This is a genomic window from Natrinema salaciae (assembly GCF_900110865.1).
GTDB classification, from domain to species: domain Archaea; phylum Halobacteriota; class Halobacteria; order Halobacteriales; family Natrialbaceae; genus Natrinema; species Natrinema salaciae.
Map to the genome: position 1 here is coordinate 432,508 of NZ_FOFD01000003.1, position 13,534 is coordinate 446,041.

Below are 13,534 nucleotides of genomic sequence, written 5' to 3' on the forward strand. Positions count from 1 at the left end.
ATGTCATGCGGCTCGGGCCGCTCGATACCAGACGAGTGCTGCGACGATCGCGGAGGCGACGATGGGGACCGCGATGAAGGTCTGGCCGTACGTGTCGAGGAACTCGGGTTCCCAGATCACGTTGACCGCCCCGCCGACCTCGCTTCCGGCTTCGGCCACGAACGCCAGCGGGAAGGCGACGACCACCGCCACCAGGGCCGTGATCGAGAAGCCACGACGCATCGACGCGCCGCGCTCGCCCTCGAACGGCTCCATGCCTAGCAGCGGCTCGACTTTCCCGTGGAGTTTCGGGTACAGGTACAGCGCGGGGACGACGCCGAAGACGATGCCGGTGATCACCATCTGCGTGACGAAGTCGACCCCCTCGAGGATGATGATGCTCTCCGGGAGGCCGGGGACCGCTTCCAGTTCCTCGACGCCGATGTACACTTTCCCGATGTCGATGAACGTCGCGAAGAACTCCTCGAGAGCCTCCGCGAGGAAGACGACGATCGCCAACTGTCTGGTGTTCTCCGGATCCTGCAGGAGCATCGCGGCGAAGTAGTAACAGACCGGGATCAACAGGAGTCCCTCCATCGCTCCCAGCCCGTCGAACTCGCCCAGCAGGATCTCGCCGAACACGATCTCGCCGACCGGAACGGCCAGCGCCGCCCAGTAGGTCCGAAAGAGAAGTACCAGCACGATCGGAATGAAAACGAACCCGCCGACCCCCAGCTCGAGCGGCCCGACCGAAAACTCCGGCAGGATCTCCGTGACGGCGTTCTGTAGTCCCGTGAGCGACATCACGAGTATGAACACCATCATATCGTGTTTCCCGATCTCGAACCGACTCCCCGTTGCTGTCGATGTACTCATATCCGGGTGAGTGTCACTTGTGCCCGTATTTGAATAATTATAATAGTGATACGTTCTCGAATTTGTCGACACCTTCTCCCAATAGTTCGTGCAACTAGTATGTTAGATATATATCACTCATAGTCGCGCTTACCTACCGATCGCCCTCACCTGGAGACGATGCACCCATTCGACGACGGCCGATCCGAGACGCCAACCGTGCTCCGCAGACGGACGGGGGCCGATGGCTGAACCGACGCCCCGGTTCGGTGCTGCGATGGACGTTCGGTTCGACGCATCCGTCGCGGCGTTCGCCGAGTTTCTGACCGACCGCGGCTTGGACCACATCGAACTCCGCGCCGGCTATCTGGACGTCCGCGAAGACGGTCCCACCCCGGCGACGCTTCGGAACGTCGCCGACGACTACGGCGTGACGTACTCGGTGCACGCGCCCCATCTCGACGTCGCGCCCGGCAACGTCAACGAACGGCTCCGGTCGGCGGTCGTCGACGCGACGGTCGACGCGCTCGACTTCGCCGCCGCCATCGACGCCGTCGGCGTCGTCACGCACGGCGGTGGCGCGCGGACGCGGTATCCGTCCCACGTCCGCGAACACGTCCGATCGCAGGCGGTCGAGACGATTCGGGCGTGCGCCCGCCACGCCGCAGCGGTAGACGTCCCGCTCTGTCTCGAGAACCAGCGAACGAAGCCCGACGTCCGCCGGTTCACTGCGACTCCCGATCGGCTAGCGTCCATTCTCGAGGCCGTCGACGTCGGTCCGGACGCGCTTCGGGTCACCCTCGACGTCGGCCACGCGAAGGCCAGCGGTATCGAGTACGGACGGTTCGTCGATCGGTTCGGTGATCGGATTCACCTCGTCCACCTCCACGACAACGACGGGGAGACGGACGCCCACGACCCGCTTCCCTCGTTTCGGTCGGTCGGTGACGACGTCGGCGCTCCGTACAACGTCCTCGAGATGAAGTCCCGCGCCGACATCGACCGATCGCTCTGACGGCCGTCACCGGTCGCTGTCGACCCGGTTCTCCGTCCCCCGTCGAAGCGGCGGGACTGGACTGCGTCGAACCGTCTCGTCCCGTCGCGTCGTCCGATCCCAGACCGACGGCAAAAGGCGTCTCCCGACTACAAATCGCGTTAGTCTTCGGTCGTCGTCTTCTCGACGTCGAGGTCGCCCTCGTAGATCTCCGCGCCGTCCTGTGCGACCTTCTCGGCGAGCACCGCGCACTTGACTCGCATCGGCGAGATCTCGACCCCGAGCATGTCGATCACGTCGTCGCGGTCCATCTCGTGGAGTTCCGCGAGGGTCTTGCCGGCCAGTTTCCCCGAGAGCATGCTGGCCGAGGCCTGGCTGATCGCGCAGCCGTCGCCCTGGAAGGCGACCCGCTCGATCGTCTCCTCGTCGTCGGCGAGTTCGACGTCCATGCGAATCTCGTCGCCGCACATCGGGTTCTCGCCGACGTGGGTGAACGTGGGATCCTCGAGTTCCCCGTAGTTGCGCGGGTTCTTGTAGTGGTCGAGGATCTGCTGTCGGTACATATCGGAGCCCAGTCCCATCGTTGGATACGGATAGGCCAGTGAGTTGTAAAAGGGTTCCGGGGCTGATACGGGCAGTCAAACCCGGATTCGACGTGTTCGAGGCTGTCGCTCGATTCTCGTCGACCGGACGATCCGGCCACTGTACACCCGGGGCCGATGGGTCGTCACGTCTCGCCCGCGACCTCCACCTCGAACCGCTCGAGGTACTCGCGAACGAACCCGACGCGATCCGCAGCGAGGTCCCGGCCAACGTCGGTGTACATCCGCGCCGGCAGGTCGAGGATCTTCTTGTGGAAGTGGTTGTACTGTGTCGCGCCGGCGTCGGTGTCGTCTTCCGCGATCGGCTGGGCGGGATCGTGGATCGGCTCGCCGATCTCGCCGCCGTAGGCGAACACGCGAGCGATGCCGACCGCGCCGAGCGCGTCGAGGTTGTCCGCGTCGGCGACGAGTTTCGCCTCGAGCGACGCGGGTTCGGTACCGGTCGAGTAGCGGTGAGCACGGATACAGTGCTGGACGCGTTCGACCGTGTCCGTCGCCGCACCGAGATCGCGCAGGATTCGTCCGCCCTCCCGGGCACCCCAGCTCGCGTGATCGTCGATCTCCCCGCGATCTTCGCGTGTTCGGCCGATATCGTGGAGGGCAACGGCGAGGTGGACCACGGGTTCCTCGACCGACTCGGGGTGCTGTTCGACGAGCGTCTCGGCGAGCGCGTCGACTCGCTGGACGTGGTGCCAGTCGTGAGCCGGTGAGGCGTCGGTAAAATACGGACGGGCACGGTCGCGAACTGCCTCGAGCATGGTCGAGCGTGTTTCGGCGGCCGGAACATAAACGCGCCGTCACGCGTGTCTGCCGATCACGACTGCAGGGTCGAACGCGCGGTGCGAGACGCTTCGTCCCTGCGTTCAATGGTTGGAACGGAACTCACTCGAACTGTCGGTCAGGCCTGGTCTTCAGTGATCACCTCACCGTTTCGCGTAACGACCACGTCACCGTACGTAGTGAGATCCTCGAGCGTGCCGGAGTAGACGTATGTGTCCGTGCCGCGGTTGACCAAACCAGAGGCAGTCGTGTCGGACACGCTATCCTCGCTAGTGAGGCCGAAGCTGTTCGTGATCGTCCCGTCTACGGAGAACTGATACCAGGCGCGACTTCCCTGGCCCGTGACCTTCAGTACGGTACTACCCTGTTCATCTCCCTGATCGAAGGAAACTTCAGCGATACGGGTGTGGTAGGGGTCTCGCCGCTCGGCTTCGGGCGGGATATTGATGTCGGGCGAATACTGGCTCACTGCCCAGAAACGACCGGTCTCGGGATCGACCGAAACGCCGTTGTAGTCCCCCCAGCGCATCGACTCCGCCTTCTCGTCATAGTTGTAGTGTGACTTCCCGTCTTGAACGACCACGGCGTCTTCGAGGACGTTCTGGCTGAAGTTTGCGGTCCGCCCGCTGACGTCCATTCGTGGGAACGTGTCGGGACCACTCACGTTGTGGGCGATGACCGTAGAATCACCATCAGAGTTAATCGTTGGGATGAAATACGACGATCCGGGCTCACCGTAGATACCGCTCTGGACGAGTGAACGTGACTCGGCATCGATCTCGTACCAGGTGATGGCCGACCGGATGTCACTCCCGTTCCAGCTGATGGCGGTGGCATGCGCGGTCCAGAGTGACCCGGTCGTGGCGTTGTAGTCGACGTTCATGAGCCGACGGCCGAGGGTATCGATGGGCTTCTCCGAGTCCGGCTGCGCGGCGGTCGGCGGGCTGGTGTACGAATCGACTTCAACGATGAAACAGCGAAGCGTCGGATCGTCGAGCGGGTTGGTGAGTTCCCATTGCGTGAGTGTGCTCGCGAGCGGCGTGTCTTCAGTTCGGGGATACACGCTATTGAGGAAGTAATACGTGCCGTCACTGCCGCCCGAAAACGGCTGGAGTGCCGGTTGAACCGTAAAATCCAGGTAACCGTCAGCCGGGTTATCTAGAGCATCGAAGTGGTGGGCGGTGACCGCGTCGCCATCGTACATCGATGCTTTATCGAGTGTCACGATCGACACCGAGACGTCGCCGTCGTCGTCGTTCGGGAAAAAGTTCTGCGAAAGATAGATTGCATCGCGATCGAGCCCCAACTGGGGATAGTCGACCAGTCCAAGATTGTTGGGACCGCTGGCGTCCTCCGGTGGCAGTCGGTAGACGTACCATTTGCCGGTCGGGTCGCTCGTCGCGGAGACTGCGACCACGAAATATCCCTTTGGCGGGCGAGGATCGGGGTCGCTCGCTGCGCTGGAGCCACTTTTGTCCTCCGTTCCATATTCTTCAGGCGCATCCACTCGTTCTTCGATTTCTTCGCGCCCAATCGTGCTCCCGTCTTCTGCAATGCCCTGCTGGAGTTGTACCGCACAGAGGACGAACCGATCTTCCTTCCGGTCGTACCGTGCCCGTGGGTCAAATACGAACGGCGAGTCGGAAACGAACCCGCCCTCCGGGGTGGGGATAACTGGGTCCCAGATATCCTCGAGCCGGACCTTGAGCTCTTGTTCGCCAGTGTTCTTGTCGAAGATGGCTACCTGTCGGTTGACTGCATGGAGGTTCTTGTCGTGACTGGTGGCGATTTGGGAGTCGGATGGCACCCCGCCACGGGTTCCGTCGGAAGTGATACCGTCGTACTCGGTGCCGATCTGTAACCCGTCGTCGCCTGCGTCGGGTCGATTCGTCGTTACGACGCTGGATTCGGCCCGTTGTGCACGCTTTGGTGGTCCCTGCGCTTTGATCGTCGCGTGTTCGGCTGCTAACTGATCGTCGTTTTCTGGGTCGACGGGGGCTATGTCTGTGTCGACTGCGTTTTCGTTCGGGGCGGGACTGGGGCCTTCTGGCGATGGAATTTCGCTAAACGTGACTGAACCGGCGGGGTATGCCCGTTGGAACGGGCCATCGGCGCAATTAGTTGTAGCGCTTGCAGTGTCTGTGGCGTGTCCAAGCAAGCCGAGGCTGGCTATTCCTGCGCCACTTCGTTGGAGAATCGTTCGGCGGCTAACTGTCGATGGGGCTTCTGTTACGTCGGAGTCATTCTCTGTCCGAGAATTTTCACGCGACATTGAATGTCATATACTGTTGGTAATTAATAAAGTTAATCACCAACACGAAATTGCAGATAGAAACCGACGTGGGGCCTACAAACGCTCAAATCGTCAAAAAATAATGATGGGATTGATTCTCCCTTTCCGTACGGAGAGAATCCCGCCCTCGAGAACGGGTCCAGATCTAACACTTCTAATACATTACGTTACGTACACGTCTCATTGGCGGCAGTCGGTCCGTGATGCCCAGCGCTCGTCTTCCTACGCACTCGAGCCAGTCAGCACCACGTGCTCTCGAGCACGGCATACAGTTCGGGCTTTTGCAGTCCATCCCATCCGTGTTTCATGCTCTCGCAGGACGGCAGCAGTTCCGTCGAGTCAGCACGGCTTCGACGAGACGTCCCTCGCGGTCAGCGTTCGCTCACGCGAACAGCTGACGCGCGTCTACGAAGCGGCTTTGCCGCTTCGAGCCTTGTCTCGCTCTGCTCGACAAGACGTCCCTCGCGGTCAGCGTTCGCTCACGCGAACAGCTGACGCGCGTCGTCGATGGCCGCAACGAGTTTGTCGACTTCGTCTTTGGTGTTGTAGACGTAGAACGAGGCTCGAGCCGACGCCGCGACCCCCAGTTCGTCGTGGAGCGGCTGGGTGCAGTGGTCGCCGGCGCGGATCGCGACCGCGTGGTCGTTCATGATCGAGGCGAGGTCGTGGGCGTGGACGGAGTCGAGGTTGAAGCCGACGAGGCCGCCGCGTTCCGGGCCGGGCTCGGGGCCGTAGATCTCCACGCCCGGCTCCGCGTCGAGTCGTTCGTAGGCGTAGCGGGCGATCTCCGCTTCGTGGGCCTCGATGCGCTCCATGCCGATCTCCTCGAGCCAGTCGATCGCGGCGACGAGGCCGACGGCCTCGGCGATCTGGGGCGTGCCGGGTTCGAACTTCCACGGGAGATCGTCCCAGGTCGACTCCTCGAACGTGACCTTGCGGATCATGCCACCGCCGTAGAGGTACGGCTGCATGTCCTCGAGCAGTTCTTTCTTGCCGTAGAGCGCGCCGATACCGGTGGGGCCGGCCATCTTGTGGCCGGAGAACGCGTAGAAGTCGGCGTTGATCGCCTCGACGTCGACGGGGCGGTTCGGGACGGCCTGTGCGCCATCGATGAAGGCCAGCGCGTCGTGGTCGTGGGCGATGTCGACGAGTTCGGAAACGGGGTTGACGGTGCCCAGCGTGTTCGAGACGTGGACCGCCGAGAGCATCGCGGTGTCGTCGGTGATGAGCTCGCGGGCGTGGTCCATGTCGAGACGGCCGTCGTCCGTCAGCTGGATGTACTCGACGTCGGCACCAGTGCGCTTGCCGATCTGCTGCCACGTGACGAGCGAGGCGTGGTGTTCCATCTGGGTGAGAACGATCTCGTCACCGGGGCCGAGTTCGTTCAGCCCCCACGAGTAGGCGACGAGGTTCTCGGCTTCGGTCGTGTTCTTCGTGAAGACGACCTCCTCGCGACCGCCGCTCGCGCCGATGAACTCGGCGACCCGGTCGTGGGCTTCCTCGTAGGCGATCGAGGCTTCCTGGCTCAGGTGGTGGATGCCGCGGTGGACGTTGGCGTTGTACTCCCGGTAGTAGTCGCTCATCGCGTCGACGACCGGATCGGGCGTCTGGGTCGTCGCCGCGTTGTCGAGATAGACGAGCTGCTCGCCGTTGAACTCCCGCTGGAGGATCGGGAACGCCTCTCGGATCGCCCCGACGTCGAGCGACTCGAGGTTCTGTTGACTCATTGGTGACTAGCAGGGACCGCACACAAAACACTCCTTCGGTCCGAAACTGGCCGATATCTCCGGGATCGAGGTGAACCGGTTCGAATTGCCCCGTCGGCGGGCGATGGAAACGCGGTCGCTCCGGGGACGAACTGTCCGACCGGAGCGGACGGGAAGTGGTGAACGGAGGATGGGGGTGGGAGCGGGGTTCGGGAGGTGAACGGCAGGGAATGGGGGAGGTGGGTGGGGTGGATGGGAGTATCCTGGTGGGTGCCCTGCCGCAATATCCCCTTGAAGGGGATCGGACATACGGGTGTTCCCAAACGACTTTGGTATCGATGGACGGCGACGGCGCGACCGAGTGAACCGGCCGCGGGCACCGTGATCGGCGGACTCCCGACGGGCGACGCCGGTCAGCGCCCCGTTTCGCTATCGCTCGGGCGGTTCGCTGAAGACCGACGGCTGCGTGCCCCGCAGTACCAGTTCCGTGTACCGCGCAGCGAGCCAGGAGAGGCCGTTGAACAGGTGGAGGACGACGAGCCCGACCAGGACGCCGAGCGCCGAGACGGCCAGCGCCGCCTCGAGCGAATCGACGTACAGCGAGATCAGTTCGCCGTCGGCGATCGAGAGGGTGACCGGGGCGACGTCGGTCGTCCAGCCGTCGTGCTGGTACGTGAGCCGGGGGACGAACTCGATCGGATCGCCGATGTGGATGCCGACCAGCTGATTCCGGTAGTGCAGCGGTGCGGCGACCAGCGCGTACGTGAACGTGGCCCCGACGGTGAGGGCGACGAACGAGCCGATTCCGAACACGAACTTGCTGAACAGGTAGCCGACGCCCTTCCACGTCCCGCGATCGAGGACGAGCCGCCGCGCCCGCTCGCGGACGGTCGTCGCCGCCTCGGACGTCGGCACGTCGGCGCCGAGCAACCGATCGGCGAGGAGCCGCTCGAGGGCGGTGAGTTCGATCGCGGCGAACAGGACGACCAGCGCGGTCGGGACGCCGATACATAGCAGGACCAGCGCGAGCGGAACGCCGGCGATCAACAGCGCGAGGGGTTCCGTGAGTGCGATCTCGACCACCGCGAAGCCGAGCCCCGCCGGAATCGCGAAGCCGGTCACGAGAAGGACGAAGTAGCCGATTCCCAGCGGGAACGCGAGCAGGAGGTAGCAGAGGTTGTAGTAGGTCCGCTTGCGGGCGGCGACGCCGAAAAACCAGCGGCTCCAGGCTCGAACGCGATCCAGTGCGGTTCCGACTGCGGTGAGCGGTGATGACATGCGTGTTGTGGATTTCATCCGGCGTCGGGCCTCCTGAACGAGCGAACGATCGCGAGCAGTCCGAGCAGGTGACAGGCGGTGACGACGAGCAGAACCGTCGCGTCGGCCGCGTCGGTCATCCAGTCGATCGCGTGCGAGAGCGCGAACGGGACGACCGTGAGGAAGGCGACCCCGACGGCCAGAAACAGCATCGGTCGGCTGTCGTTGCGCGTGTAGCCCCGGTAGGCCGTCCACGAGACGACCGTCCCGAGCGCAGCACTGGCCAGCCCGGCGAAGAAGATCGTCGTCGCCTCGTCGAGGCCGCCGACCGTTGTCTCGAGGACGGCGAGGGAGTCGGCACCGACGGCGCTGACGGTCGCGGTCATCGCGACCACCGCCACCGATCGGTCCGTGCGGGCGCGAGACGACTCACGGGCGGCCGTAGACGGTGTAGAGGATCGCCGTGAGGCCGGCGATTTCGCTGGCGCTCGCGAGGACGGTCGTCGTCACCGACGACGCGCCGAGGAGTGTCGGGAGCAGGAAGCGAAGGACCGTCGGCACCGCGGCGAGCAGCGCGATTCCGAGGGCGAGCCAGAGCAGCGGGGGCCGGCGGGCGTCCCGGTACCCGTCGTAGGACCGCTTCGCGATCCAGCACGCGATCAGGAACGCGAGCGCCTGACCGAGGAAGACGGCGACCGCGACCGTCGCCGTCCCGCCCTCGCTTTCGACCGTCTGCAGTACGGGCCCAAGCATGGCGATCACAGGTCCTCGAACAGCCGGGTGAACCGGTCGGCGGGGTCCTCGTCGCGGCGGTACACGTCCATCTCCATCGAGCCCTCGGCGATCTCGATCGCCACGCGCTCGAGTCGCGTGCTGTAGGTCTTGTAGTGGTGTCCATCGGGATCGAACTCCTGATACTCGTTGAGGAACCCCTGGTCCGAGAGCCGCTCGATCCGCCGGTAGATCGTCGGCGGCGAGGCGTCACAGCACTCGGTGAGTCGGTCGACGGACATCGGTTCCTCGCTGGCCGCGATGAGGATGCGGCGCGCGTACTGGTCGTCGAGGAGTGCGAGTACCTCTCTGTCCTCATCGTCGGGCATTCGGTCGTTCGTATGACAGGACAATATAAAAGACCCCACAGTTTCCGGCCGTGAAACCGTGCTCGCCGGACTATATCTCGGGCGAGCGAAGCGACGAGCGAGATGACCGCGATAGAGACGTCCGGTTTGACGAAGGAGTACGGCGAACTGACCGCCGTCGACGACCTCGACCTCACCGTCGAGGGCGGCGAAGTGTTCGGCTTCCTGGGCCCGAACGGGGCGGGGAAGTCGACGACGATCAACATGCTACTCGACTTCACGCGACCGACGGCCGGCTCGGCGACGGTGCTCGGCTACGACGCGCAGACCGAGGCCGACGAGATCAGCCCGCGAGTCGGCGTCCTCCCCGAGGGGTTCGACGTCTACCCGCGGCTGTCGGGTCGGCGGCATATCGCGTTCGCCAGCAAGACGAAAGACGCCGACGCGGACCCCGACGAGATCCTCGAGCGCGTCGGGCTCTCGGCCGAAGACGCCGACCGACCGGCCGGCGACTACTCCAAGGGGATGCGCCAGCGGCTCGCGACCGGGATGGCGCTGGTCGGCGATCCCGACCTGCTCGTCATGGACGAACCCTCGACCGGGCTCGACCCCCACGGCATCCGCGAGATGCAGGACCTCGTCCGCAGCGAGGCCGAGCGCGGGACGACCGTCTTCTTCTCGAGTCACATCCTCGAGCACGTCGAGGCGGTCTGTGACCGCGTCGGCGTGTTGACCGAGGGCGAGCTCGTCGCCGTCGACACGATCGAGGGGCTCCGCGAGGAGATCGGCGGCGGCGCGACGGTGACGATCACCCTCGCCGACGCGGGGACCGACGCCCGCGGGGTGATCGGCGACGTTCCGGGCGTCACCGACGTCACCGCGTCCGGGCGCACCCTCGAGTGCTCGGTCACCGATCCCGCGGCGAAAGCGCACGTCGTGACCGAACTCGCCGACGCGGGCGCGACGATTCGGGATCTGCGGATCGAGGAGGTCTCGCTCGAGTCGCTGTTCACGGCGCTGACGAACGGCGACGGTGGCGAGCGACCGAGCGAGGCGGGGACGGTCGACGGAACCGCGGTGGAGCCGGACCCGGAGGTGGCCCGATGAGCTCGCACGTGGCTACCGTCGCCCGGAAGGAGTTCGACGACGCCGGCCGGTCGAAACTGCTCTGGTCGCTGATCGGGCTGCTCGTCGGCCTCGTCGTGATCGGCTACGTCGCGATCTGGTACACGGTCGACGACGTGACCGCGGCCGAGGTGCTGAACTTCCTCGGGCTCCCGCTGCAGGTGATCCTCCCGGTCGCCGCGCTGATCGCCGGCTACATGGCCGTCGTCGGCGAGCGGCGCTCCGGGAGCGTCAAACTCCTGCTGGGGCTGCCGCCGAACCGGACCGACGTCGTCTTCGGCAAACTGCTCGGCCGCACGGCCGTCGTCGCGCTGGCCGTCGGCCTCGCGTTCCTCGCCTCGCTCGTCCTCGGGGCCGCACTCTTCGGCTCGGTCCCGTTCGCCGACTGGCTCGGGTTCGCCGCCGTCTCGCTGCTCTTCGGGACGACGTTCGTCGGGCTGGCCGTCGGCGTCTCCGCCGGCGTCTCCACGCGGGGGAAGTCGATGGCCGTCGTCGTCGGGCTCTACATGGTGTTCGTCGCGCTGTGGGAATTGCTCACCGCCGGCCCCTACTACCTCCTCTACGACGAGGGGCCGCCGATCGAGGCCGAGACGTGGTATCTCGTCCTCGAGCAGTTCAATCCGATCTTCGCGTACACCAACCTGGCCAGCAACGTCGTCGAGGGCACGATCTACCCCTTCCAGTTCCAGTACGGACTCCAGTCGGCCGAGGCCTACCAGATGACCCCCGCGGAGCGCTACCCGGGCGACGCGCCGTTCTACCTCGAGGACTGGTTCGGCATCGTCGTCATGCTGGCCTGGCTGGTCGCCCCCGTCGCGATCGGCTACTACCGGTTCAAGCGAACCGATCTGTAAGCGGCGACGGCGACGGCAGCCGCAGACCGCGATCGTCCGGTATTCCGTCGTGACGCCGCCGTACACGCCCGTTCCCTCACTCGGTACTGGTCTCTCGCCCCTCGAGGAGGCTCCCGGGGACGAGGCAGCCACAGGGGCTCGCTTCGTGGACCGCGGGGCCGTCGCTCACCACCAGCGCGACGGGCGCGTCACGGCGCGGGCACGGAACGGGCTGGCGTCTCGTCGCCGAGGCGTTCCCGTCGATCGAATCGGCGTCGAGGGTCAGTTCGTCGCCGGTCGACGATTCGTCGGCAGGGGAAAACTCGCCGTCAGTGACTGGCTCGTCGTCGCTCATCGTTTCCTCCGGTAACGGCCGTTCGAGTCGTGTGTTCGCCGCCGGGGCAGCCGTCGGCGCGGCCGCTCGAGTCCAGCCAGTGTCCGTGTTCGGTACGGTGGTCGTGTGCGATACTGTCGTCGTGCGAGACGTTTATGTCTCGGTCGGAGTAAGCGAAACCTGGCTTTCGAATCCCTCTGGGGGACTGGAAGCCAGTCTCGGGTGCTAGTGACACTCGGGGCGTTTCCGCACGCCCACGCTGGAACTGACTTCCAGCTAAAAATTAGCCATAATGTAACTTACACCTAATGGAAATCGTGCCCTAGATGGGCACGCGTCACCCGAGAGCGGCACGACTGACTCGATCCGCGCGCTTCCCGTCGGCACTCGAGTCGGTGCACCGACTGTGAAAACGGACCGCAGAAATCGGTGGCGGTCGCCGATCGCTGAGCACTGATCACTGCATCCGCAGCAACTGCGCGTGCAGCGTCGGCCCCACTTCGAGGACGTTCGCCTCGTCGACGAACCCCTCCTCGACGGCGAGTTCGACGGCGCGGGTGCCGACGATGTTGGCGACGGCCGCCCGCGCGAGGCTCTCGAGGACGGCGCTCTCGTCGACCGCGTCGCCGCCGTAGAACTCCTCGGTGACGGTCAGGGAGAGCTCGCCCTCCTCGAAGGTCTCGCCGAGCACGTCCTCGTCGCAGACGGCGACCAGCAGCCCTTCCTGGGTCTCGCGTTCGTTGACGATCATTCGATCACTCGAGTTCCCACTCGCGGTCGTCCGCCTCGTCGTCGGTCGCGCCGGCACCGAGGTCGCCGAGTCCGAGGTCCTCGAGTCCGATATCGCCGCGCTGGGGCGGTGACTGGCGTCCCGCGCCGCGGCCGCCGCGGCCGGCACCGCCCTGGCCCTGTCCGACCATCTCCTCGCGGTCGTCCATCATCTCCCGTTCGGCCCGCTCGCGCATCTCGTTGGCCTCGTCGGCGATCTCCTCGGCCTGATCGAACTCGCCGAGTTCCTCGAGGATCTCGGCCTTCTCCTCGAGCACTTTCGCGTTGCGCAGGCCGAGACGGATCGCGTTGTCGATGCAGTGGAGCGCCTCCTCGGCCAGGCCGCGCTCCGAGAGGAAGAACGCGCGGTTGAACCAGCCCGCGGCGAACCGCTCGTCGATCTCGATGGCGCGCTCGGCGTGCTCGAGCGCCTCGGAGGTCTCGCCGAACTCCCAGAGCGCGTAGGCGAGGTTCGTCTCGGCGGTCGCGGCGTGTTCGCTCTCGTCGTCGATCCGCAGCGCCTCGCGGTGGGCCCCGATCGCCTCGTCCCACTCCTCGAGTTCGCCGTGGGCGACGCCTTTGTTCACCCACGCCTCCTGCTCGAGGCGGTCGTCCTCTGCGAAGCGGGCGGTCCGCTCGAACGCCTCGGTGGCCTGTTCGTACCGGTTGATCTGCATGTAGTTCAGCCCGACGTCGAGCAGTTCGCTCGCGTCGACGTCGTCCCGATCGATGTTGTGCTGGTCGAGCGTGTCGGTGACGACGCGGGAGTCGACGGGGTCGACCTTCGACGGGTCGACGCCGAGTTCCGGCGGATCCAGGTCGAACTCCTCGTAGGGATCGCCGAACCCGTCTCCCTCGGAGAAGCGGTGGTCGCGATCGTCGTCTCGGTCAGTCATTACTCGGATTTGGCGGCGACGACTGTTAAGGGC

15 protein-coding genes are annotated in these 13,534 nt (G+C 65.1%); 3 read left to right on the plus strand and 12 right to left on the minus strand.

What is annotated here, in order from left to right; genetic code table 11:
• Positions 1-3: 3 nt before the first annotated feature.
• Positions 4-855 carry a DUF8171 family membrane protein gene (locus BMX07_RS11435; RefSeq protein WP_090617874.1) on the minus strand — a complete coding sequence of 284 codons (852 nt, stop codon included), beginning with the start codon at positions 853-855 and terminating at the stop codon, positions 4-6.
• 223 nt (positions 856-1,078) lie between these two features.
• Here BMX07_RS11435 and BMX07_RS11440 point away from each other — a divergent pair, with 223 nt between their 5' ends.
• Entirely contained in the window at positions 1,079-1,849 is a 771-nt protein-coding gene (locus BMX07_RS11440; RefSeq protein ID WP_090617876.1) for a sugar phosphate isomerase/epimerase family protein, read from the plus strand.
• 140 nt (positions 1,850-1,989) lie between these two features.
• On the opposite strand, the gene sufU is transcribed toward BMX07_RS11440, so the two are convergent.
• The 8 genes from sufU to BMX07_RS11485 form a co-directional block, all read right to left on the minus strand.
• Positions 1,990-2,409 (minus strand): Fe-S cluster assembly sulfur transfer protein SufU, encoded by a 420-nt coding sequence (sufU, locus tag BMX07_RS11445; RefSeq protein WP_090617878.1) that lies wholly within the window; start codon positions 2,407-2,409, stop codon positions 1,990-1,992.
• Between the two features lie 146 nt (positions 2,410-2,555).
• Complete coding sequence (locus BMX07_RS11450; RefSeq protein ID WP_090617880.1) at positions 2,556-3,188, minus strand: HD domain-containing protein; 633 nt, start codon at positions 3,186-3,188, stop codon at positions 2,556-2,558.
• 140 nt (positions 3,189-3,328) lie between these two features.
• Positions 3,329-5,482: a hypothetical protein gene (locus BMX07_RS23770; protein ID WP_139210865.1), complete on the minus strand. Its 2,154-nt coding sequence runs from the start codon at positions 5,480-5,482 to the stop codon at positions 3,329-3,331.
• A 500-nt stretch (positions 5,483-5,982) separates the two neighbouring features.
• Entirely contained in the window at positions 5,983-7,230 is a 1,248-nt protein-coding gene (locus BMX07_RS11465; RefSeq protein ID WP_090617888.1) for an aminotransferase class V-fold PLP-dependent enzyme, read from the minus strand.
• Positions 7,231-7,638: 408 nt separating this feature from the next.
• Positions 7,639-8,505, minus strand: a complete 867-nt coding sequence (locus BMX07_RS11470) for a sensor domain-containing protein (protein WP_139210866.1) — start codon at positions 8,503-8,505, stop codon at positions 7,639-7,641.
• On the minus strand, positions 8,502-8,852 hold the full coding sequence (locus BMX07_RS11475) for a DUF7521 family protein (RefSeq protein ID WP_090618431.1): 351 nt from the start codon (positions 8,850-8,852) through the stop codon (positions 8,502-8,504). Before BMX07_RS11475 ends, BMX07_RS11470 begins: the two co-directional genes overlap by 4 nt.
• A gap of 43 nt (positions 8,853-8,895) precedes the next feature.
• Positions 8,896-9,219 (minus strand): DUF7521 family protein, encoded by a 324-nt coding sequence (locus tag BMX07_RS11480; RefSeq protein ID WP_090618432.1) that lies wholly within the window; start codon positions 9,217-9,219, stop codon positions 8,896-8,898.
• Positions 9,220-9,224: 5 nt separating this feature from the next.
• Positions 9,225-9,566, minus strand: coding sequence for an ArsR/SmtB family transcription factor (locus tag BMX07_RS11485; RefSeq protein WP_090617892.1), 342 nt, complete (start codon positions 9,564-9,566; stop codon positions 9,225-9,227).
• 102 nt (positions 9,567-9,668) lie between these two features.
• Between BMX07_RS11485 and BMX07_RS11490 the strand changes: the two genes are divergently transcribed.
• Both BMX07_RS11490 and BMX07_RS11495 read left to right on the plus strand, forming a co-directional pair.
• On the plus strand, positions 9,669-10,652 hold the full coding sequence (locus BMX07_RS11490; protein WP_090617894.1) for an ABC transporter ATP-binding protein: 984 nt from the start codon (positions 9,669-9,671) through the stop codon (positions 10,650-10,652).
• Entirely contained in the window at positions 10,649-11,524 is an 876-nt protein-coding gene (locus tag BMX07_RS11495; protein WP_090617896.1) for an ABC transporter permease subunit, read from the plus strand. The genes BMX07_RS11490 and BMX07_RS11495 overlap by 4 nt, the downstream gene beginning before the upstream one ends.
• 76 nt (positions 11,525-11,600) lie before the next feature.
• Here the strand turns inward: BMX07_RS11495 and BMX07_RS11500 are convergent, their stop codons facing one another.
• The 3 genes from BMX07_RS11500 to BMX07_RS11510 all read right to left on the minus strand — a co-directional run bounded on the left by BMX07_RS11500 (position 11,601) and on the right by BMX07_RS11510 (position 13,501).
• Complete coding sequence (locus tag BMX07_RS11500) at positions 11,601-11,858, minus strand: hypothetical protein (RefSeq protein WP_090617898.1); 258 nt, start codon at positions 11,856-11,858, stop codon at positions 11,601-11,603.
• Between the two features lie 436 nt (positions 11,859-12,294).
• Positions 12,295-12,588 (minus strand): DUF424 domain-containing protein, encoded by a 294-nt coding sequence (locus BMX07_RS11505; protein ID WP_090617901.1) that lies wholly within the window; start codon positions 12,586-12,588, stop codon positions 12,295-12,297.
• A gap of 4 nt (positions 12,589-12,592) precedes the next feature.
• On the minus strand, positions 12,593-13,501 hold the full coding sequence (locus BMX07_RS11510) for a tetratricopeptide repeat protein (RefSeq protein ID WP_090617904.1): 909 nt from the start codon (positions 13,499-13,501) through the stop codon (positions 12,593-12,595).
• Between the last annotated feature and the right edge of the window lie 33 nt (positions 13,502-13,534).